This window comes from Paenibacillus nicotianae, from assembly GCF_042681745.1.
Taxonomy (GTDB): Bacteria; Bacillota; Bacilli; order Paenibacillales; family Paenibacillaceae; genus Saccharibacillus; species Saccharibacillus nicotianae.
In genome coordinates, this window is the sequence record NZ_JBHUGF010000010.1 from 1002455 (window position 1) to 1028219 (window position 25765).

Sequence of the window (25765 nt, forward strand, 5' to 3'; positions counted from 1 at the left end):
CAACTTTTATCAAATTGAAAGAAAGGATGAAACTGAATTGATTATGTCCAACAATACGGAACAGCGTTATTCATTAAGTCATCCACAAAAAAGAATCTGGTATACCGAAAAATTAAATCCAGGTACTGCAATCCACCATATTTGTGGGATTGGAGAAATTCAGGGAGAAGTAAATATTGAGTTATTAAGTCAAACCATTCAAATTATTATGTCTCGACACCAAGTATTTCGCTTGATTATGATAGAAGACGAACATGGTCCGGTTCAACTTATGTCTGAGAAACCTCTTTCTATACCAGGATTTACAGATTTTTCGTCTATGACTGATCCACAAGCTTCTTTTAATTCGTGGTTAAATATGCAGCTACATCAACCACTAGAAGTGGATCAGCAAGTTTTATACAGATTCGAGCTATACAAAATTGGGGCCGAGCACTATGGTATTTTTGCTAAACTTCATCATTTGATTTTTGATGGTTGGTCTACAACATTATTGACAACTGAAATTTGCCGGTATTATGAGGAACTGGCAACGAAAGATAATCATACTATAGAGTTTAACTTGGAAATCCCAAACTTGACTCTTGAAGACAGAGATTACACAGATTTGCTGATACGCGAGCAACAATATGCCTTATCATCGCGTTTCTCAACAGATCAGACATACTGGAATAAAAAGTTTGCTACTATTCCGGCACCTGTATTCCTTACAGATACATATTCTTTAAAGGCTCGTAAATTAACATATAATTTGAGCGATACAACTGCATTATCGATTCGAGAATGGACTCAATCTCAACATTGCTCATTAAATGATTATTTTGTTTTGTTAATGAGTTTGTACATCTATAAAATGTATGACCATAAAGAAATGGTTATTGGTTTACCTGTATATAATCGCTCAGATATAGCAGATAAACAAACAATCGGAATGTTTACAAGCACAATGCCAATTATTTGCTCTGTAGAGCCTACAGATCATCCACTAGATATGTTAAAACAATTGAAAAGGGAAATTCGGAGTAGTTTTATCCATCAGAAATATCCGTTTGATATGCTCATTCAAGATTTACAACTCAAAAGTAGAGGATATGACTCGCTTTTTCAAATAGCAGTTAATTATTATCCTTTTGTGCCTGCTGAGCGCTTACTAGATCATCCTTTTCAAGTGAAAGAAGTACATTCAGGTCAACAGCAATTGCCGTTACAACTAATTATTAAAGAATGGGATCAGCAGAAGCTGTCGTTAGAACTGGATTATCATGTAGATCTATTTAGCGAATATGAAATGCAGTTGATGATGGAACGATTATGTTTCTTATCTGATCAAATTGTGAAATATCCGCAAATACAAGTGCGTGACTTATCTGTACTCACAGATTCAGAGCAACAGATGTTATTCACCTTTAACGATACAACAGAAAAGTATCCTGCTGAACTAAATATAATTCAGCTGTTTGAATTGCAAGTCAACCATAACCCTAATCAAATCGCAGTGAGTATGGGAGATATAAGCTGTAGTTATAAACAATTATATAACTATGTATGCGATATAGTTGGACGTTTAGCTAGGTTAGATGTATGCGCTGGCAATAGGGTAGGTGTCTATGGTACACATGGTATTGAAATGGTAGCTGGTATTCTAGCAATTTTAAAAATAGGAGCAACCTACGTACCGATTGATCCTGATTATCCTGTACAACGTATAAACGATATTGTAGAAGACAGTTCTATTAGCTGTATTATACTAAACCAAACATTGCCGCAAGCTATGATATACAGCGGAAATTGGTTGCAACTTGAGCAGTTGTCGACAATAGAACTTATTGAAAGTGAATATAAAAAATCATTTTTGGATCCAGCTAATGTAATGACTACAACAGAAGATCTTAAATTAGATCAGCCTCAACCAGATGATCTTGCATATATCATTTATACATCAGGATCTACTGGAAAGCCAAAAGGAGTCATGATCCGCCATAAGAATCTAACAAACTATTGTTGTTGGGCAAATCAGGTTTATATACAACGCCAACCTTCAGTATTTGCTTTGTATTCTTCACTGGCATTTGATTTAACAGTAACATCTTTGTTCACTCCTTTAATAGGCGGTCATGAAATTCGGATATATAAAGAGTCTGAATCTGATTTTGTTTTATTCGATATTGTACGTGATAATCGGGCTACTGTATTGAAACTTACACCTGCTCATCTTGCGTTGCTACGTGAGCAAGATTTAACAGATAGTCAGCTTGAGACACTAATTGTAGGCGGCGAAAATCTTAAAACGTCGATTGCTAGTGAAGTATATCAACAGTTTAAAAAACCTATAAATATATATAACGAATACGGTCCAACTGAAGCTACAGTCGGCTGTATGAGTTATCGCTATAACCCTGAACAAGATAGTGGAATTTCAGTGCCAATAGGTAAACCAGCAGCGAATGTGCAATTATATGTACTGAATCAGCAGTTGAAAACTGTACCAGTAGGCAGTATAGGAGAATTATTTATAGGCGGAGCAGGTATTGCTAAAGGGTATTGGAATCGCGATCAATTGACTGCAACAGCATTTGTAGCTAATCCATTTCAAGCTGGTGAACATATATACCGTACAGGTGATTTAGTTAGCTTCAATGCTGCTTATCAACTGGAATATAAAGGACGTAAAGATCGACAGGTCAAAATAAATGGTTATCGGATTGAATTGGAAGAAATTGAAGCTACACTTTTACAACATGAACAGGTTGATCAGGCAGTAGTGTTAGAGCGTAAAGTACCAATTCAAGCATTGTCAGAGATACAAACAAATGAACAGGAAAGTCAAATGCTTTGTGCTTATGTTGTTTTAAAAAATAGTACTGAAATTCAACAGGTTCAGGCTTACATCTCAGCTAAATTACCAGTTTATATGGTTCCCAAACAAATCGTAATGATAGACCATATACCATTAACAGTGAATGGAAAAGTGGACATAAATGCTTTGCCTATGCCGATAATGAAGGTTGGAACGAAGGCTGTATTGTCAGCAGAATTATCTGATTATTCAATAGAACAAGAAACACTGTTAGATATAGTGAAATCGTTGCTACATCGGGAAGATGTGCAGTTGAACCAGGACTTTTTTGAGCTAGGAGGAGATTCAATAAAAGCGATTCAGCTATCTTCTCGCTTAAAAACAGCTGGTTATGTACTCAAAGCAAGAGAAGTATTGACCTATTCTAAGTTATTAGATATGGCATCACATATAGTAAAAGATCAAATAGCAACTGGACTAACAAGCTATACATTAGCTGAAGGCATTTTAAAACCTTCACCAGTGCACGAATGGTTTTGGTCACAAAAGCTATCTCAACCCGAATATTATCATCAATCTATTTTATTGAAACTCGATGACTCTATAACGAAGAAAATGATAGAAGCAGGATTGCATACTATTGTACTACATCATGATGCACTCCGATTAAATCTGAATCAACAGCAAAAGCTTTATTACAATCCACAACATATAGAGCAAATGCTCACCGTACAGTTTTATGATTTATCAGATCTGTCGTACATTGAACAATGCACTATGATCCAACAAACAGGTGAACAGCTAAAATCGTCTTATGATCTGCATTCTGATCTGCTTATTCAAGGAATATATTATGAACTAGGGAATCAAGGCAAACGCTTATTATTGACTGCCCATCACCTTGTTATTGATGGAGTATCCTGGCGTATCATTTTGGAAGATTTAGCACAATGCTGGATCATGCAAAAAGAAGGTAATGAAATTGTTTTGCCAGCCAAAACTCATTCATATCAACAGTGGACAGAAGCACTAGAAATGTATCAAAAACAAAATAATTCTAAAAATTTGTATTACTGGGAAAATATATATAAAAAAATTCAGTATACTGATACTTATATCAACCAGACTGAATCTTCTTTTCAAAAAACAAACATGTCTGAGAGTGTTTATTTAACAGCACAACTAGATCAAGTTTGGACATCCCGCTGGTTACTAGAAGCAAATACTGCTTATCAGACACAACCGCTAGAGTTGCTAATCGTGGCACTCGTTTGTGCATTAAAAGAAACCTTGGATCAGTCTGCTGTGCTCTTTGAATTAGAAGGACATGGCCGGGAGGAGTTTAGTCGTACAGTCGATATATCAAGGACTGTAGGTTGGTTTACTAGTATTTTTCCAGTCAGTGTGCAATTACCTTCTACTCATTTAAGTGAGCAAATTAAAGCAGTTAAAGAACAATTACGTCAAGTACCCGATAAAGGATTTACTTATTTGATTAATCGTTATCTACAACCAACATTAGAAGCTTTGCCGCCAGAACACATGATTCGCCTTAATTATTTAGGTGATTTCGATGGATTTGAAGTTGAGAATGTATTTGAGCTTGCTGAAGAATGGGCAGGCGCTGATATAGGGACAAATAACGCGTTTGCTGTGAATATGGATATTTATGCAATGGTTAAAAAAGAACAACTTTGCTTAAACCTCACCTTTTCTAATCAAAAGTATAATCTACAAAAGATGGAACGACTGATACAAAACTGGCATGATCAATTAATTATGATTATAGAGCATTGTAGTAAGCAGCATATTGCTGTATATACGCCATCTGATTTTGAGACGATTAGTCTTGATCAAGAGGAATTAGATTCTCTGTTTGCAGACTAATGAATTTGAATAAAGGAAGGAATAAATTTATGTCCATAAATTCGTATTACAAAGACAAATTTGAAAATTTAGAAATGTATCAGCGGTTGATTCAATATTGGAGTATTTTATTTGATAAGAGAGAATCCTTAAATATATTAGATAACATGAATTTTAATATTAATTTATTTCCAGAAATTTTTACTCGAAATGAAATTGCTGCACTACATCCAGTAGAACCTGGATATACGTCTCCTGATGGCTATACAGAAATGAATAAAATCATTCGTGCGCTAGAAAAAGCAAGATTGTTGCAACACGCACCACATCGAAAAGAGATTATTCATCAATTGATCGAAGATGGTGGTACAGGATGTGGAAATGGCTGCACCAACGTAATGAATGGTGTGATCAATGCGGTATTGAAATTCCAACAAGCAGAAGAGGCTATCGAACAACCTGAAGTGATTTTGATTTTGCCTAACTATACAGTATATACAGCCCAATTATCGAATTTGAACGGCAAAGCTATTCCTAAATATGTGCATACAAAACGGGAAAATAATTTTTTGCCTACTTCCGCTGAAATCCAAGCTGCGATTACAGCTTCTACTGTTGCTGTGGTCATCACATATCCTAATAATCCAGCACAATCTACTTATGAAGGCGAAAATGTAAAAGAGTTACAGAAAATTGTTCAGATTTGTCAGGAAAATCGAGTTTTTTTGATTGTAGACAATATTTATCAAGATCTAATTTTTCCAAAAAGTCGTGGTTTTACTGAAATATTCAATTTGACCGATCGATTGGATTATGTAATTAAAGTATATGGTTGTTCTAAAGACACTCCTTTTTATTCCGGTTTTCGTACTGGATACTGGTTTGGTGATCCGCGTATCGCTGAAAAGTATAAATATATTATTTCATCGATGGAAAACAGTATGAATACACATACTTTGGTCTATTTTGCTCTTAATCTGTATTTTAAATACAAAAACATCACAGGTGAACCGATGGTGCAAGAAGATATGCACTTTTTCAATGAAGGGTTATTCGGTTGGAGTCAGATTGTAGATGAACTGCAATTATTTCAAAAAATGAATGAATTAGAATTGTACGATAAATACCAAGCTCGAATTGCGATCTCGGATCATGTACAGGAAGATGCACTTCGTCAAGTTACAAAATTAGTAGAAGAATCAGAAGTATTTACTGATTATACGAATCAGCAAATTGGAAATGTGTTTTTTATTAAATTAAATCCATCTTATCATTTTGAGAATGATGATAAATTTTTTAGAAAATTGTTTGATGAAGTAAAATGTGGCGTATTACCAGGCAATGTATTTGGTATTATACAGCATCCTGATGAAATATGGTTTCGGATTACGTTAATTCATGATCATGTAGACAATATTATCCGTTATTTAAAGCAGATTGAAGAAGCTTTTGTATATACAACGAGTCCTAAATAATATAAGCCTATGGGAGGGACAATCATGGTCAAAAAAATAAATAATCAATCCGTGCAAGATATTGTCGCTTTGTCGCCTACACAGGAAGGGATTTTGTATCATTGTTTGAGAGAACCTCATTTGCCATTGTATGTAAGTCAAGTGGCATTGCATATCGAAGGGGAATTACAGCCTGCTTTACTGCAACAAGCCTTAAACCAATTGGTGCAAAATAATGATTGTTTGCGCTCGGTGATTCGTTGGGAAACGTTGAGTCAACCTGTACAGATTGTACTTAAAGAGCAGCCTATCATTTTGCAGTTACAAGATTGGTCATTATTATCTGAAACTGAGCAGCAAAATGCTTGGACAGAAGCGATGCGAATATATCCAGAGCGTGTGCTTGATTTGGAAAAAGGACCTTTGCTACGTGGCTTTCTTTATCAAACGGCTGCTAATCAATATAAATTACTTGTACAATTTCACCATATTATTATAGATGGCTGGTCACTTGGCGTTATGTTAAGCGAGTGGCTACAAACGTATGAACACATACTGTCTGATCTGCCACTGAAGACAGGTAATAAACAACCTTACAAAACATATATCAAATGGCTACAGCAATACGATCAGGAACAAGCTCGTCAATTTTGGCAGACTGAACTTCAACATCAGCATTCTCATACCCGATTGCCGTCTACACAGCAAAACGGTGTGCAGGAAAGTGCAGTCCACCATGTTGAAATACCGTTAAATACGATAATGCCGCAGGTGGAAAATATTGCTCGTCGTTACAATGTAACAGCTAATGCGATTATTAATGCAGCATGGGGGTTATTGTTGCAACGTTACAATGATAGTGATGAGGCCATTTATGGATTGACAGTATCTGGTCGTCCAGATGACCTTGATGGAGTAGAGCAGATGATCGGTTTGTTTATTAATACCATTCCGATCGTTATTCGTGAACCGAAACATCTGTCAGCTAGGGAATACATTGTTCACGTACATAACCAATTGATCCGACTGAAACAAGCGGAACATTTATCATTAAGCGATATTCAAAGTGTTTCCCGCTTTAAAGGTGCAGAACCGCTATTTAATCACATTTTGGTATTTGAAAATTATCCGCTAGATGAACAGTTACAACAAGGATCATTTAGCCAGTTTAGTATTACAGGCTATGAAGAATTAGAGATTAATCATTATGATATGACTGTCTCTTTTTTGTTAGCAGATCAGCCTGTTTTGAAAATAGAATATCATGCGCATTTGTTTGATCAACATGTAGTACAGCAATTAGGACAGCATTTTTTATCTGTATTGAATCAGTTGACTAGCCAGCCGGATATATCAGTTTCAGATATTACTATTTTGACAAATGATGAGCAATATCAGCTCTTGAACGAATTTAATCAGACAGAACGTACTTTTGCGAAACAGGAAAGCACAGTATACGAACTATTTATCGAAAAAGCATTAGCTTTCCCTGAATATGATGCAGTTGTCTACAAAAATGACCATTTATCTTATAAGGAATTAGCTCGGCGTGCAACTATATTGGCAGCATGTTTGCGTAATTTAGGTGGAAGTGAAGGGAAGATTGTAGCACTGCTGATGGATTGGTCAACCGATATGATTACCGCTATTATGGGTGTGCTCGGTTCTGAATGTGCTTATTTACCGATTGATCCTAATTATCCAGCAGAACGGATTCGTTATATTGTGGAAAACAGTCAGGCACAGATCGTTATTACAATGCCTGAGTTCGAAACGATGGCAGCCAACATAGCTGATACAGTAGTTGTGTTAAACGATGGGGATTGTCATGTTGCATCGAATACAACTGATATCCAACAGACTAAACGTGTAGTTGATTTTCCGCTAGCTTATGTTATTTATACATCAGGTTCAACCGGTCACCCGAAAGGTGTAATGATTGATCAAAAATCTTTTACTGAGTTTATTTTGTGGACATTAGAAGAGTATGAGCATCGTCCTGGTTATCAAGTGCTGTTGTCTAATTCTTATGCTTTTGATAGCTCGATTCAGCAGATATTTTCACCACTGGTATCTGGTGGTACACTGCATCTTATTCATCCTGATATTCGTAAAAATGCAGAGCAATATCTAAATTATTTACAACAGCATCGTATTAATAGTATAGATGAAATTCCTGTGTTAATGAATGTGTTGGTAGAGCAAGCAGAACAGCGCAAAGAACGTCCTGTTTTGCCTGATTTAACTTCATTATCATTAGGCAGTGAATATGTTCCGATTCAGCTAGTGCGCAAATGTCGTGAAATATTGAATCCAACTGGAAAAATCATCAACGGTTATGGACCAGCAGAAACAACAGTCGAAACAAGCACCTATCATTTTGATGGACAAGCAGAACAGGAAATTTCTTTGATTGGTAAACCACGTAGTAATCTGAAAGTTTATATTGTTGATCAGCAAAATCGTCTTTGTCCGATTGGGGTAGCAGGCGAGATTTGTGTAAGTGGATTAGGATTGTCACGCGGTTATCTAGGACGACCAGAACTGACCGCAGAACGCTTTATCACCAATCCATTTAATGATATCCATCATGATCAAGTATACGAAAAGATGTATAAAACTGGAGATGCTGGACAATGGCAACCAGATGGCAATATTCAGTATATTGGCAGAATTGATAATCAAGTTAAAATTCGTGGTTATCGTGTTGAAATGGGTGAAATAGAAGATGCTCTTCTACAACATGACCATATTCAAGATGCTGTTGTTGTGATGCAACAAGATCAAAGTGAACCTATACTGTGTGCTTTTCTAAAATCTTCGGTTCAACCCGAAGCAGAAGAGTTGCAGACTTTTTTAACCAAACGTTTACCAGCATATATGATCCCATCCTTTTTTGAATATGTAGACGCGTATCCACTCAATCCTAATGGCAAAATTGATCGTAAAGTGTTGGAAAAAACAAGTATTGTGCGCACTGTGAAAGATCATAGTCAACCGCGTCATGAAACAGATCGCAAATTAGTTGCTATATGGAGCAATATTCTTCAATTGCCACAAGTAGGCATTTACTCAAATTTTTTTGAACTGGGCGGAAATTCGATCCAGATTATGCGAGTATACAGTCAGATTAAAAAGCAATATCCAGAAAGCGAACTGGAAATCAGTGATTTATTCTCACATAATACGATTGCACAGTTATCAGATTATTTATTGTCAGTACCAGAAGATTATCAAAAGGCAACGACAGACGCTACAGCTGGAACAGCTAGCGAAGAAATTAATCTGCAAACTAATAAACAAACTCACGAAAAAGAAGTATCACGCTCATCTTCAAACGATCTATCGGCAGATCAAGATATCGCTATTATCGGTCTGGGTATTCGTTTGCCAGAAATTGAAGGGCCAGATGAATTTTGGGAAATGCTTGTGCAAGCAAAAGGAACGATTCGTGATATTCCTGATGCTCGCAAACAGCTTGATCCTACAGGTTATGCAGATAAAAAGTATTTGAAATACGGCTATATGGATAAAATAGATGAATTTGACCCTGCTTTGTTTGGTATTTCGCCTAAATTAGCACGTTCTATAGATCCTAACCAACGAGTGATGTTAGAAACTGCTTATCTGACGTTAGAAGATGCAGGTTATGGAGTGAAGCAACTACATAATCGTCCAGTTGGTGTATTTATGGGAGGCGTATTGCCAAGTTATTATCATCATCTAGATCTGAAAGTAGATGAGCTGATGTCCAGCAATTTACCTGCTAATCTAGCGGGTAGAATTTCGTATCATTTTGGATTTAATGGTCCAGCGATGGTGATCGAAACAGCATGTTCGTCTTCGTTAACTGCTGTTCATACAGCGGTACAAGCGATGCGTAATCAAGAATGTGAATTAGCGTTAGTAGGTGGTATTCATCTGGATATTGAGCCGATTGCACGTGATTATGCGATGGAATCAAATATCGTTTCACCTTCTGAAAGCTGTCGTGCTTTTAGTGAAGAAGCAGATGGCACGATAGGTGGCGAGGGTAGTATTTGTATATTACTCAAACCAAAAGCACAAGCACTACAAGACAATGATCGCATTTATGCAGTTATCAAAGGCAGTGCAGTTACCCAAGATGGAGCACGTTCTAACGGTATTACAGCTCCTAGCCCTGATGCTCAAGCAGAAACGATCCAACGTGCTTGGAAAAATGCCAATATTGATCCACTGACAATTTCGTATATTGAAGCTCATGGCACAGGAACTCGTTTGGGCGATCCAATCGAAATTAAAGGTATCCAAAAAGCTTATCGTCCATATACAACAGAAACGCAATTTATTCAATTGGGATCAGTTAAATCTAATGTAGGGCATTTAGATAGTGCTGCAGGTCTGGCAGGATTGATCAAAACTGCTTTATGTTTACGACATGAACAGCTTCCTGCTTCATTACATGCTCAACCTTTAAATTCGCTGATAGATTTTGCTAAGTCACCTGTACAAATTAATGAAAAGTTAACAGACTGGAAATCATCAAGTGGACAGCCTCTACGAGCAGGAGTCAGTTCATTTGGTTTGAGTGGTACAAATGTGCATATTATTTTGGAACAATGTACAGAATCATCTGTTGCTCATCGCAATTCTGTAACACCAATCACGACTAATGAACAACCGTTACCTGTGTTAATTACATTATCTGGTGCAACAGCAGCTGTAGTGCAACGTAAAGTGAGCCAATTAAAACAATATGTGCAACAACATCAACACGTGTCTTTACATGATTTAAGTTATACATTGAATTGTCGGCGAGATGATGGAGCTTATAAAATCGCTAGAGTAGCGAGTAATGTGTCTGAGCTTATAACTAGATTAGATCAGATTGAAGCGAACCAAATTCAACATACAGCTTCTGAACAAACAGTGTATCTATGGTTGGATAATTATCTTGCAGGTATAGGGATAGAGCAACTATACCACCAGTTGCTACCAACAGGATGGATTAGTGAGGAGTGGCAAGCTCGTTATGATGAACAGATGGTTCGTTTAGCAGGTCATGCTGATCAACAAGCTAGACTGTCTTATGCGATATATATCGGTGTGATTACAGAACTGATCAAAGCAGTTGGTATTTATGTCGAAGTTGCTGGTACAGGTGTTGGTGCTGCTATTGCTGCTTATATGCGAGGCGAATATACATGGTCAGAAGTACTACAATTTGTCGAAGCAGACAAACCTTTTACAGATATAGTTGAACCATCACTTCAAGACTGGATACAACAACCAGGTGTTCATCTGAAATTGTTAGAAACAAATAATGCTATCCATGTTAATAATGGACTGAACCTCCTGCTACAGCTACTGGCAAAAGTATATGAGGCAGGGCAACATCCGAATTTTAATAGGATACAAACAGGTCATGTACTTTCATTACCAGGGTATCCTTTTGAGCATAAATCATACTGGTTGGATATGCAGGCATTAGGCGAAAAACAAAATAATTTGAATGTTCAGCAACCAAAACGAATCAAACAGGAAATCGTAGCAGATCGCCAACAACCAAACAATCTATTTTATCAACTGAATTGGCAACCTACTCCATTGGATTCTACTGATCTAGGGTCGGTAAAAGAGAAAGAGTGGATCTTACTTGTTAGGGAGTCTCAACAAGAATCTAACCGATGGGAACGTAGTCTTAGTCAATTGTTTGAGCAAAAATCTATACCAGTTGTATATGTTACTTATGGCAATCAGTATCGGCAATTAGATATAAATAGTTATGAGATAGATAAACACAATGAACAGCATATTGCCACTCTATTGGGACAATTACAACAAAATGGTCAAACAGTGACTGTCTGTATTCATATTGCTGAATGTGCCCCTTTTGCAGAGTTAGCAATGATCAATCAACAACTGTTGAGTGAACAGATTAATGAATCGTTTACACCAGCATGGCATTGGACCAAACAGCTGGGGAGTTATGCTGAACATCAGCCTGTGCGTTTATTCCATATTACAAGTAATACTGACCGTATTGTAGCGCTGGATGCACTTGTTAATCCGCTTTCCAGTATGATTGTTTCGTTAAGTAGAAGTGCGAATCATGAATACGCAGGTTTGCAATCGTATTGTCTAGATATACCAGCAACAGATTTAGCAAATGCTGAGTGGATCAGCGAGCAAATTTATAATGAATTGTTCAGCAATGACTTTTGCAAAGAAATAGCGTATAGACAAGGTGTACGTTACGTAAAATACCTAGATTCAGCTTCTATGTCTGCTTCGTTATCTATGCCGTTAGTTAGACAGAATGGAGTCTATATCGTGACAGGTGGTACAGGTGGAATAGCAGAAGCAATCTGTTTATCTATGGCTGAACAATATCGAGTTACATTTATTTTGCTTGGACGTACCGAACCAAGTCTGCTCAATGAAAAACAAACACAGTATATAGCTACACTCACCAATGCCAATGCCACCGTACATTATATGAAAGTGAATATTGCGCGTGCTGATGAGGTTGAAGTAGCTATCCAGCATATTACAGCACAGCATGGAACAATAAATGGTGTTATTCATACAGCAGGTATTATAGGTCAGCACAAAGCTTTACATGAATTAACACAGCAGGATTATGAAGAAGTATATGAAGCTAAGGTGTATGGCACGCTATTATTAGATCAAATGTTGCGCGAGCATATGTTGGATTTCTTTATTAGTTTTTCGTCAGTAGACAGTGTATTGTCAGAAAAGAATCTCGGTCCTTATTCTAGTGCGAATTATTTCATGGATCAATATGTATTGCGTCAAAGACAGCTAGGGCGACAGTTTATTTCGATTCGTTGGGGCGGATGGCAATTTACCGGAATGGGTAGTATGGAACAAAATCAAGGTTCTTCGCATCTGCAGGAAATTGCCCGTTTATCACCGCTTATTCTTGGTTTTAGTCGTCAGCAAGGAGTGCAAGCATTTTGGGATATTATTGCTGCACAATCAAGTCATCTACTTGTGACTGGACTCGATCAATATGATATACAAGCACTGAACAAACAGGCGTTTTTCAAAATCAGTTCTGAGCTTAATCAATTGTTACAAGTAGAAAAGGATTCTAACACCGCATCAGTTACGGCAACAATTGAAGAGATTGAGGCAACAGTAAGTATGATCTGGACACGTGAGTTGGAGCTAGAACAAGCCCCTGATGCTGAAGAAAATTATTTTTCGATTGGTGGAGATTCTATTCTTGGCATTGATATCGCTGTTGAATTATCACAAATCTATAAGTTACAACTTGATGCCAATACGTTATTCCGTTATGATACGATCCGCTCGTTAAGCAAGTTTATTTATGACCAGTTACAATCGGCTCAACCGACAGCTCAAATTAAATCTATTCCCAAAGCAGTTCCCGTACAGAGGACATAGAAAGATGCAGGAAAGGAAGTTCAGAAATGAATACAAACACACAATCGACATGTAATCAATATGAATTATCCCATACACAGAAACGTTTTTGGTTTATGGATCAACTTGATTTTTCTAAAGATATATCCGCACGTTCTATGTCTCATGTATCTGCTGTGTTTACACTAACAGGATCACTGGATGTCCCTTTTTTTAAACAAGCATTACAGCAACTAGCAGATCGCCATGCTGCATTACGTACATGTTATGCCGATCATGAAGGTTCACCTGTTCAGCTTGTATTTGATACTAAATCTATACCACTAGAAGTGCTAGATATGTCAGCAGATATCGATCAAATGAAAACACAACAACATATTCAACAACAATTAAATAAACCTTTTCAGTTGATAGAGGCTCCTTTAATTCGTTGCTTTTTGTACAAACTGTCTGCTGATCAGCATACTTGTCTTATCGTGGCACATCATAGTATTGCTGACGGTTTGTCAGTAGATATTTTGCTTGCTGATTTGATGGCAATCTATCGTGCTAACGCGACTGGCATTCCACACCAATTACCTGTACTTGATATTCAATACAGTGATTATGCACATTGGCATAACGGTATGTTACAAAGTGGTGAATTGGCAGATCAGCAAGCATTTTGGCAAACGTATTTAGCTGGAGAATTGCCAGATTTGAATTTTCCTATTGATTACCAGCGTTTACCGGAGCGAACGTACGCTGGTGCAGCGGTTCCACTTGTTGTTGATAAACAATGGTTTAGTCAACTTAAGCAAGCGTGTGAAAGACTGGATGTTAGCCTATATATGTTCATGCTAGGTATTATGAATGTATTGCTCGCTAAATATACACGCAATCGAGATATTATTGTCGGCACTTCGTTATCAGGACGTTTTCATCCAGATTTGAATCGTGTGATTGGAAGCTTTATCAATACATTGCCTGTTCGAAATAGGGTTCAGGGCGAACAATCTTTTGCTGAGTTTGTAATGCAAATTAAAAAAATGATGTTAGATGTACAAGAAAATCAGGCATATCCATTTGATAAAATTGCACAGGATCTCGGAATAGAGCGAAATAATAGTCGCCATCCGATTTATGATGCAGTATTTGAAATGCATACATTGCATACAGATAGCAAAGAAGTGCAAGAAGTTTCACCAGGGTTATTTTTATCATTTGAACATTCCTTGCAACCAATACGTTATTCTGCTTTTGATTTTGCATTTGAGTTGTATCAAAAAAATGGATTGATTGAAGGGTATATTCAGTATGCAACCGATTTATTTGATTCCGATTCGATGGAACGGTTAAGCCGTAATTTTATTCAATTGATGAAGCAGGCGATTCAAGATCCTACTATTTTGATTTCTGATATGGATATGTTATCTGTTGAAGAACGTCAACAAGTGCTCGAACACTTTAACGAACTGACGATTCCTTTTCCAATAGACCAGCCGTTTCCAGTATTGTTTGAACAACAAGTAACAGATAATCCGCATCAGATTGCGGTCACTTTTGAAAATCAACAACTGACGTATACGCAATTAAATGAACGTGCTAATCGGTTTGCTGATTTGTTGCACAAACTCAATATTGGACAAGGTCAATTTGTGGCAGTGATGAGCGAGCGTAATCTGGATTGGTTAACCGCATTGATCGGCATTTTGAAAAGTGGTGCAGCATATGTACCAATTGATACGAATGTGCCTGATGAACGTGCTGCTTATATTGTAAAAGATTGTGCAGCTACGTTATTGATTACAGAACCGCAGTTATTGAAACGTATAGCAGGAATAGAACTTTCTACTTCTGTACAGTTATTTTGTTTTCAGGAAGCTGATCCAACAACTATTACTGCGTTATCATTACAATCGCGTCTAATTAGTCATGATCAACTTGCTGATTGTTCTCCATTTAATCCTGTAGTTGATTCAGCGGCTGATCGGCTTGCTTATATGATTTATACTTCAGGTTCAACTGGTGTACCTAAGGGAGCACTGGTACGCCATAACGGAATGATTAATCATTTATATGCCAAGATATCAAGTCTGGCATTAGATCAAAATGATATTGTAGCGCAAAATGCGTCTATTAGTTTTGATGTATCTATTTGGCAGTCACTGGTTGCGCTGATGGTAGGTGGACAAACATCTATTATTTCATTTGAAACTGGACGTGATCAGATGTTGTTGTTTGAGCATATCCAAAAGCAACAGATTACAATTATCGAAACGGTGCCTTCACTGCTATTTGCCTTTCTGGATACTGTTCAAATGATGAATCCAATAGAACGTTTGTTACCAACATTACGCTGGATGATTGCTAACGGAGAAGAACTTCCAGGAAAATTGGTCAAAAGCTGGTTTGAGCAATTCCCAGCAATTCCATTAATTAATGCGTATGGACCGACCGAATGTTCGGACGATGTAACCCAGTATGCAATGTATAGCCATATTCAAGATGGGTATGATTTGACGCAAAAACGAGTTCCTATTGGTAAACCTTTACCTAATATGCGTTTGTATATTGTTGATCAGTTTCATCAGCTTGCTCCTATTGGTGTAAAAGGAGAAATTTGGATTTCTGGTATAGGAGTAGGAGCAGGATACTGGCGCAATGAACAATTAACAAACAGTAAGTTTATTGCTAACCCTTTTGCTAAACATGAACATGAAAACATGGTATATCGAACTGGAGATTTAGGTTGCTGGCTTTCTAGTGGTCATCTAGAATTTTCTAGTCGAATAGATTATCAGGTGAAAGTACGCGGTTTTCGTATCGAACTAGGCGAAGTCGAAACAGTTGTTAATCATCATCCGCAAATTGATGAAGCGGCTGTTATTACAAAAAAGCAGACTAATGGAGACTCTATGCTAGTTGCTTTTTATACGAGTAAACAACATTTACAGCCTGAGTCAGTACGAACTTATTTGCAGACTAAATTGCCTTATTATATGATTCCTGCACAATTAATGATCATTGAACAAATGCCACTGTTAGCAAGTGAAAAAATAGACCGCAAAATATTAAGTAAATGGGCAGATGAATATACGATTGTTGAGCGTAGTACAAAAGTGGAACCCTCTACAGCAACAGAACAGAAACTATCACAGCTGTGGACAGATATTTTGGAACAACAGCCTATTTATGCAAATGATCATTTTTTCCATCTTGGTGGACATTCGATTAGTGCAGTCAAACTAATCAATCGTATTCGTGAATATTACGATATTGCTATGCCATTGCAACAAATTTTTAATAATCCGTTGCTAAATGAACTAGCTTCTGTAATTGACCACGAAGTAAATCAAAAAGTGGCTGATAAAACCAGTACTAATAAAATCATGAAAACGAATCCGCTACGTGCTTTTCCTGCTAAAGATGCTTACTCTCTAGCACCTGTTCAACTGCCTGAATGGTATTTGCATGAATTAGAACCTAATAATCCTTTTTATAATGTCAGCTTTGATCTAATGTTTTATGGGGAAATGAACGTAGTTGCTTTTATACAGGCATGGCAACAAATTATTGATCGGCATACAGTTATGCTTACTTACTTTTCTACACAAAATGGCATACCAATGCAACATATTCGGACAGACTTTAAGTTAGAGAGTAGTTCTATTTATGAAGATCGTCGTCATATTAAATTGAAACAGTTTGAAGATGAAATACAGCAAACAGCATTAGAGCATAGTAATCAGATTTTTGATTTTGAACAGGGGCCTTTATTTTCTATCAAATTAATTGAATATGAAAATCAGCAATTTTTGATGATGTTTGCTGCTCACCATATTATTTGGGATGAGACATCATCTATGAACGTGATTAGTGAGTTTAGCGAATTATACAATGCACAGGTAGAACAGCGTCCGTTCAAGCTACCAGAACCAAAAATCCAATATACTGATTATTCTGAATGGATGAATCATTTAATTGAAGATGGAACGCTTGAAGCTAATCGCAAATACTGGTTGGATCGATTTAAAAAAGTACCTCCTGCTTTAAATTTGCCTACTGATTATACACGTCCAGCGATGTTGACTTTTAATGGTGGTACGATTTTAACAAAAATTGAACCTGATTTACATCAACAAATTATAGATTATTGTCAAAAACAAAATATTACACTTTATATGTTTTTACTATCGGTATTAAATTTGCAGTTGCACCGTTTAAGTGGACAAAATCATTTTGCTGTTGGTTCGCCTATTGTTAATCGTAATGATGTACAACTTGAGCAAATGGTAGGTCTTTTTGCGAGTGCAATTCCTTTATCATGCCATATCCAAACAGATATGACATTTTCTCAATTAATGGAACAAAGTAAGCAAACAGCGCTTGAAGCTTATGATAATCATCTGTATCCTGGAAACTTGATTATTGAACAAATTCATACTGAAAATGATATGTCTCGTTCTAAACTATTTTCTGTTATGTATGGGTTACAAAATAATAAGCAAAATTTGTTAAAAAACTTAAAATTTACTGATTTAGATTATAATTCGCGTGTATATGACTTTTTAGAGACAAGCTCCAGATTTGACCTGACATTTGCGTTTGACGAGTTAGCAGATGGAGTCGAACTTAATTTGAATTACAATACCGACTTGTTTAAAAGAAATACTGCGTTACGAATAGCAGAACAATTTATGTTATTAGCTAGACAGGTGATAGCTATGCCTGACCAAAAATTATACCAATATGACAATCTGGATAAACAGTCAAAAACAGTGATTTTGGCTCAACATGGTGCTTCTCGATCTGAACGATTGTATATGAATACACATCAATTGATTGAACAACAAGCAGAACAATTTCCTGACCATTTGGCAATTGAAGATAAGCAAACAACGTACACTTATGGACAGTTGAATAAAAAAGCGAATCAATTAGCATATCGTTTATTGCAAACAGGTGTACAACCCGAACAGAAAATAGGTGTCAGTCTACCACGTTGTTCAGAGTTGATTATTGCTATGTTGGCAATTTGGAAAGTAGGAGCTGCTTATGTAGCGATTCCAGAGAATATGCCGCAAGAAAGACAATCCAATATTATACAGTCTGCTGATATTAAGCTGGTAATCACTGAAAAAGATAACATATTGCAGCGTGATCTATTTCAGTTTACTGTACTTGATCCGTATGAACAGAATACAGCATTGCCAGTTGAAGCGCTTCTTAATCCGGTATGTGAAAGTAATGAGTCTACACTGGCTTATGTTTTATTTACTTCTGGAACGACTGGAAAACCAAAAGGAATAGAAATTGAACATCGTGGAATTGTAAACTTATTTGCTGGATTAACAGAGCGTTATGCTTTGCAACAAAGTGATAAAGCATTATTGCATACTTCGTATTCTTTTGATGCGTCATTACTTGAGTTATTTTGGCCGTTAACTTGTGGGGCGAGTATTTATATTCCTCAATTAGAAAATAGCGGAGATCCAGCGGCTATCGGACGAGTTGCAGCCGATCATGCAATCACATTTTTACAGTTTGTCCCATTAATGCTGGATGAATTTGTACATGCATCTAAAAACAAAGCATTTGAGCAATGGCCTGAACTTAGGTTTATCATTTGTGGAGGAGCGCCGTTAACACGCAAACAGTTAAAACGCTTTCAAAAACAATTTAAATGCCAGTTATACAATCATTATGGACCGACAGAAATTACAGTTGATGCTACTGTTTTTGATTGTAAGCTAGAGTTTGAAGGTGAGATTGTTCCGATTGGTAGTGCATTACTTAATGTCAATCTTTATATTTTAGATACCATGATGAATCAAGTTCCTATTGGTGTAGCTGGTGAATTGTATATCGAATCCCCAGGGCTGGCACGTGGTTATCTAAATGATGATAAGCGCACAGCTACCACTTTTGTTGCAAATCCATTTGCTAAACATGGAGAAGCACGATTATACAAAACCGGCGATATTGTTAAATGGAATGAAGATGGAGCAATTAGTTATATTGGACGCGTTGATCAGCAAGTGAAGGTACGTGGTAACAGAGTTGAATTGGAAGAAGTCGAAACACTATTAACTGAGCATTATGATATTTCTAGTGCTGCTGTATTGCATCGTTATGATGATCGCCACGATGATTTAATCGCTTATGTTGAAATATCAAAGCAGCATCAGCCTTTTTACGAGCAATATGGTTTGACATGGTTTAATTTGTCGCAGATGCCGAATCTTATAGAAGATATGAATAAATTGCATCGCCAATCATGGCCTGACTATTTTATCGGTGATTCGATTATGCTAGAACATTGGCCTAAACTTTTTAGCGAATTTGTTGATTATCAGTTTGCTTTGTTACAACAAGACGGAGAAATAGTAGCTGTTGGTAATACTATACCTATCTATTGGGATGGAAGTCCTGAAGGTTTACCACAGGGTTGGGATGATGGGTTGCTACAGGGAGTAAGTTCAAACCAACAATCTAAAAAGCCGAATACGTTGTTTGTTTTAGCAGGTGTTGTGGATGAAGAGCAACAAGGTAAAGGATTGGCAAGTATATTACTCCAAGCATTTAAGCAGTTGGCTAAAGCGCATCAGCTAGAACATATTATTGTGCCTGTTCGTCCAACTGGCAAAACGACCTATCCTGATTATTCTTTTAGTGAATATTGTGATTTGTATAGAGAAGATGGGTTACCTGTAGATCCATGGTTACGCACGCACATTCGTGTTGGCGGTCAAATTTTAGGTGTCGCTGAACAATCACAAATGATTACAGGAAATCTTGATGACTGGAAAAAGTGGACGAGTCTCTCATTTAATGCTTCAGGAAAATATAATACTGCAGTTACCTTGCAACCAGTCAGTATAAATGTAGAGCAGAATACTGGTATCTATTATGATCCAAGTGTATGGGTGCAGCATTTTGTACCAACATCTGAGCATACCATAGATAAAATTGATCAATTATCTTTGATCAATAAAGAGCAATTATTGCAACAGCTTCGCCAACGTGTGCCCTCTTATATGGTTCCTAACCATATTGTAATTGTTTCATCAATGCCATTAAACGAAAATGGAAAAATAGATAAACGTCGCTTATATGTTATGCCAGCTATAGAAGAACAAACACGTGAAATTGTATTACCACAAAATAAAGAAGAACAACTTATTTTGGAAATTTGGCAAGATGTATTGCAGTTGACTGACATAAGTGTGCTGGACAATTTTTTTGAATTGGGTGGACATTCCCTTAAAGCAACTGCCATAGTTGCTAGAATCAGCAATACACTAAATTATGGATTATCTTTACGTGAATTGTTTGAACTAGTCACGATTCGTAGTCTGGCACAACATATCAACGAAAGTAAAATAACTTCTTCTGTTTCTACTTCTGCAACACCAGCCTTCAAAAAAGTAGAACGTCGAGAACGTAATCGCAAATAATAATAGAAGGAGAATAGCTATGAATATCAAAAACTACACCGAAGCCAATCGGCGCTCATGGAATCAAGTTGCAGCTAGACATCATCAAGGAAAAGAAGAGAGAAAACAGCTATTTAAAAATTCTGGTCATTCTGTATTGGACGATACGATTACTGCGAAATTGCAAGCTTATGGATTATCGGGTAAGCGGGTTGCGCAATTATGTTGCAATGATGGCACAGAAACAATGTCGCTCAAAAATCTAGGAGCAGCTGCTTGCACCGGTTTTGATATTAGCGATTATGCTATTGAAGAAGCACGAAAGTTAGCTACTGCTTGTGATATAGATTGCGAATTTGTGCAGACAGACATATACGATATTCCAGAAACATACAATGAATCATTTGATCTAGTATATATTTCGGCAGGTTCATTAATCTGGTTTCCAGATTTGTCACTCTTTTTCCAAACAGTTTCCAGATTGCTCAAATCGAATGGAGTAGTTTTGATTTATGATATTCATCCAGTATTATTTATGCTAGACGAAAATGATAAAGATCATCCATTAGAAATGAAATTTTCTTATTTTATTGATGAACCAAGAACATATAATGATGGTCTAGATTACATCAATAAAGAAACATATGAAGGAGAAACATATTATGTTTTTGATCCAACATTGTCCCAAATTTTAAATTGTGTTTTAGAAAATCAATTGATTATACGTTCATTTGATGAATACAACCATGATATTTCTTCTTTATACGATCATTTACGTGATCAAACGATCAATTTGCCTCAAAGTTACATTTTAAGTGCTGTGAAACAGTAATCGCTTAATCGATAGCTGATGAAATGAAAGAAAGGAGGCTGAAGCTTGAATTTTGCACGTGTATTTTTCACAGTAAAAATGTTGTTGCTATTTACACTGTTACTGGCATGGACGGCACCTCTGGCTTCAGCTTCGTCCAACACAAAGACAGCAGTAGAAACGACAATAGATACTACGTCTGCAAACCTGACTAAGATTGAATCATGGGTACAAGAACAAATGAACCACGCAGACATTCCAGGTCTGTCAGTCACGATTATTCGTGATGGACAGACTGTTTTACAAAAAGGCTATGGTTTAGCGAATATAGCAACTAATCAACCAGTAGATAACACAACTGCTTTTGAGATCGGTTCAAATAGTAAAGCTTTTACAGGTCTTGCTGTTTTACAACTTATAAAACAAAACAAGATTCAACTAAATGATCCTGTCAACTTGTACTTACCGTGGTTTAAGCCTACATATGAGGGAAAATCTGCTGTGATTACAATCGAACAATTATTGCATCATACCAGTGGAATTCCGTTTGCTACGATAGGTATTTTACCAGAAGGAAGCGGTCAGGATAAATTGGAACAAACAGTACGGATGTTAGAACATCAACGTCTTGCAAATCAGCCTGGTCAAAAATTTGAATATGCGACAATTAATTATGATGTGCTTGGTCTTATTATTGAAAAAGTCAGTCATTTATCCTATGCAGATTATATGAAAAAAAATATTTTTACACCGTTAGAAATGAATAACACTTTTGTAAAACAAGATTTTTTGAAAGATCACAGCTATATGGCTAATGGTTACAAAATATCATATACATCACCACAAGCATATATTCCTCCATCTTATGATGGAAATGCACCAGCAGGTTATATTGTAAGTACTGCTGAAGATATGAAGCGTTGGCTTGCTATTCAGCTTGGAAATAAACAGAAAAGTACAGTTGATTATACGTTAATTCAGCAATCGCATATACCGAATCGATCTGTATCACCGGACACTAATGGTTCTTCTTATGCTATCGGTTGGGATGTATTTCAAAAAGGTAATGGGGAAATTTCCCATGCAGGCAATAATCCTACTTTTTCATCATTTATCGTTATGCGTCCAACAGAAAATGTAGGTGTACTAGTCATGGGTAATTTGAATAGCGATTATACACAGTTGATTGGTCAGGGAATTTTGGATCAGCTTGAGCAAAAAGAAGTACCGTTTATTCAGTCAGATACTTACAAAAAAGCAGATCAAATCGCTGTAGGTCTTATTTTTGTTGGTATTGTAATCACGATTGTACTGCTAGTATATATATTCTTTACAGTACGTGAGATTTGGCTTAATGTGCGCAAACCTGCTTTTCGCCATAAAAAGTCGTATATGTTGCTTGGTGCACATATACTGGCTGCCTTAATATTAGGTATAGCACTATATAAAGTGCCTGAAATTTTATTATATGGATTGACATGGCGATTTATTGAAGTTTGGTTACCTGCCAGTGTCATGATGACAGTGTATGTATTGCTTACTATAGGTGGTCTGTATCTCATATATTCCTTACTTGTTTTGTTTTTTCCGAAACAAAAAGAAAAATCATTATTAGCACCGATTATGTTAGGTGTAATCAGTGGATTAGGCAATGCTTTTGTTATTTTTATTATCAATGAATCGTTTAACAGAACAAATAATTTATTTAACGGATTATTATTTTATTTTGCGATAGCAATCATACTTTATGTGTTTGGACAACGTGTGATTAGAGCAATGTTAGTCAAATTAACAAATCAAATAATTTACGAAAAACGAACTGAACTCGTTCATAAGTTATTACGAACTCCTTTTTCCAAATTAGACAGTTTTGAACGAGGACGTGTAGAAGCAACATTAAATAACGATACTGAAGTGATCAGTCGTTCGTTAAGTATTTTGATATCCGGTGCAACTAATATTATTACTTTAATCTGTTGTTTTTTGTACCTGGGAATCATGAATCTATACTCATTGCTATTGTCTTTTGTCATTATAGCTGTACTTGCTATGGTATACATGATGGTTGGCAATCGGGCAAATCAGTTAATGGAAGAGACAAGAGATTTACAAAACACATTTTTTAGATTTATCGACGATTTGTTAGAAGGGTTTAAAGAATTATCATTAAATAAGCACAAGCGCGATGAATTCGAAATAGCTATGAAGCAAAGTAGTGAGGCATACAAAGATAAACGGAATGTTTATCAACTACGGTATTCGGATATTTTTGTACTGGGCGAATTGTTGTTTGTACTGGTAATCGGCGTAGTTGTGTTCGTTTTCCCAGAAATATTCAAGCAGATGGATTCCTCTATGCTGCGAAATTATGTATTTGTATTTTTATATATGACAGGGCCCGTTAATCAGTTACTTGATAGCATTCCTCATTATGCACAAATCAAAATAAGTTGGCAACGATTGCAAACAATGTTGAGAGAGATTGAAAAACAAGAAAATTCTTCTACTACTACTGAAGTGATCGCGCACAAGCAATCGTTACAACTTCAATTGCAAGATATTATGTACAGTTATAAATCACGTGATGACGTTGGTTCTACTGGACAATTAACAGTTGAACAAGCAACATCAGATCGTAAAAGTTTTCATGTTGGACCAATAAGCAGTCAATTTGAAAGTGGAAGCATTATTTTTATTACAGGTGGAAATGGGAGCGGTAAATCTACACTTGCTCGTTTGCTGACTGGTTTGTACGAGCCTGATAGTGGCAAGTTGCTACTTAATAATGAAGTAGTGTCTCCCGGACAATTGGGACAGTATTACTCAGCAATTTTTGGTGATTTTCATTTGTTTGATCGTTTGTATGGAATAGACTGGACGAATAAACAGGCTGAAATTCAACATTATTTACGGCTATTGAAACTTGAAGGCAAAGTAACGATCCATGAAGGTATTTTTAGTACAGTTAAGTTGTCTACTGGTCAGAAAAAAAGATTGGCATTACTTGTAGCTTATTTGGAAGATCGTCCATTTTGTTTGCTTGATGAATGGGCTGCTGATCAAGACCCACAGTATCGTAGTTTCTTTTATCATACCCTATTACCTGATATGAAGGCTCAAGGCAAATGTGTGATTGCGATTACACATGATGATCAATATTTTCAACTAGCAGATCGCATCATTAAAATGGACAGCGGACGCATCGTATCGTTTGGTTCTGCTGTTGAAACAGTTACTATCTAGTCTAATGCTGATCAATAACACAATCGTTCATATGTTAATAATCAGGTGGGATATATTTTTATGAAAACATTATTATTTTGCTTACCTTACGCTGGTGGTTCAGCAACGATTTACCATGTATGGAGGAATCAGTTGAAAGATCATATCGAACTATATCCCATAGAATTACCAGGACATGGTAGTCGTTATGATGAACCTTATGCACAACATTTTGAAGCTTTACTAGACGATGTTATGGCGAGTATTTGTTCTCATTTAGGAAATCATCCATATGTAATATACGGTCATAGTATGGGTGCTGTGCTTGCTTATGAACTTTATTATAAGCTTGTACAAGAAGGTTATCATCCGCCAGCACAGATTATCTTGGCTGCTCGTCCAGCACCTCATAGTTCATATAGTCAGGAATCTAAATGGGCTCAGTTAAAAGATAAATTATTATCTATTTTACCGATAAAAGATAGCCGTATTCCTTCTGAAATCGCAAACTATCCACATCTGGCCAAACAATTTAAAAATACCTTGTCTGCTGATATTCAAGCATTGAGTTTTTATCGTATTCCTGATCAACGATCTATAATAGACTGTCCGTTGATCGTTTTTGCTGGTACAAAAGATCATATTCCACGCAGTGCAATAGAAGCATGGGAAGAGTATACAAGCAAAAGAGCTACTATTTATTGGTTAGAAGGTGATCATTTTTTTATTCATAGTCATACAGCGGAATTGATATCTATTATAAACAAATTAACGCTGGCTACATCTTACAAATAGGAGGATT

7 protein-coding genes are annotated in these 25765 nt (G+C 36.5%); all 7 read left to right on the top strand.

What is annotated here, in order from left to right; translation table 11 throughout:
* The first annotated feature begins 43 nt into the window (after positions 1-43).
* Genes ACFSGI_RS08650 through ACFSGI_RS08680 form a run of 7 tightly spaced genes read left to right on the top strand, consistent with a single transcriptional unit; the run spans position 44 to position 25758 of the window.
* Positions 44-4684: an amino acid adenylation domain-containing protein gene (locus ACFSGI_RS08650; protein ID WP_379282965.1), complete on the top strand. Its 4641-nt coding sequence runs from the start codon at positions 44-46 to the stop codon at positions 4682-4684.
* Between the two features lie 29 nt (positions 4685-4713).
* A complete protein-coding gene (locus ACFSGI_RS08655) occupies positions 4714-6138 on the top strand; it encodes an aminotransferase class I/II-fold pyridoxal phosphate-dependent enzyme (RefSeq protein WP_204823739.1) in 1425 nt (474 codons plus the stop codon).
* Between the two features lie 24 nt (positions 6139-6162).
* A complete protein-coding gene (locus tag ACFSGI_RS08660; RefSeq protein ID WP_204823740.1) occupies positions 6163-13533 on the top strand; it encodes a non-ribosomal peptide synthetase in 7371 nt (2456 codons plus the stop codon).
* Positions 13534-13559: 26 nt separating this feature from the next.
* On the top strand, positions 13560-20951 hold the full coding sequence (locus tag ACFSGI_RS08665; RefSeq protein WP_204823741.1) for a non-ribosomal peptide synthetase: 7392 nt from the start codon (positions 13560-13562) through the stop codon (positions 20949-20951).
* A 19-nt stretch (positions 20952-20970) separates the two neighbouring features.
* Complete coding sequence (locus tag ACFSGI_RS08670; protein ID WP_204823742.1) at positions 20971-21762, top strand: class I SAM-dependent methyltransferase; 792 nt, start codon at positions 20971-20973, stop codon at positions 21760-21762.
* A gap of 45 nt (positions 21763-21807) precedes the next feature.
* Positions 21808-24984, top strand: coding sequence for a cyclic peptide export ABC transporter (locus ACFSGI_RS08675; protein ID WP_379282968.1), 3177 nt, complete (start codon positions 21808-21810; stop codon positions 24982-24984).
* 60 nt (positions 24985-25044) lie between these two features.
* Positions 25045-25758 carry a thioesterase II family protein gene (locus tag ACFSGI_RS08680; RefSeq protein WP_204823743.1) on the top strand — a complete coding sequence of 238 codons (714 nt, stop codon included), beginning with the start codon at positions 25045-25047 and terminating at the stop codon, positions 25756-25758.
* The last annotated feature ends 7 nt before the right edge of the window (positions 25759-25765 follow it).

Coding starts and splice junctions, on each gene's coding strand:
- ACFSGI_RS08680 (WP_204823743.1), top strand. CDS start 25,045: ATGAAAACATTATTATTTTGCTTACCTTACGCTGGTGGTTCAGCAACG.
- ACFSGI_RS08660 (WP_204823740.1), top strand. CDS start 6,163: ATGGTCAAAAAAATAAATAATCAATCCGTGCAAGATATTGTCGCTTTG.
- ACFSGI_RS08655 (WP_204823739.1), top strand. CDS start 4,714: ATGTCCATAAATTCGTATTACAAAGACAAATTTGAAAATTTAGAAATG.
- ACFSGI_RS08670 (WP_204823742.1), top strand. CDS start 20,971: ATGAATATCAAAAACTACACCGAAGCCAATCGGCGCTCATGGAATCAA.
- ACFSGI_RS08650 (WP_379282965.1), top strand. CDS start 44: ATGTCCAACAATACGGAACAGCGTTATTCATTAAGTCATCCACAAAAA.
- ACFSGI_RS08665 (WP_204823741.1), top strand. CDS start 13,560: ATGAATACAAACACACAATCGACATGTAATCAATATGAATTATCCCAT.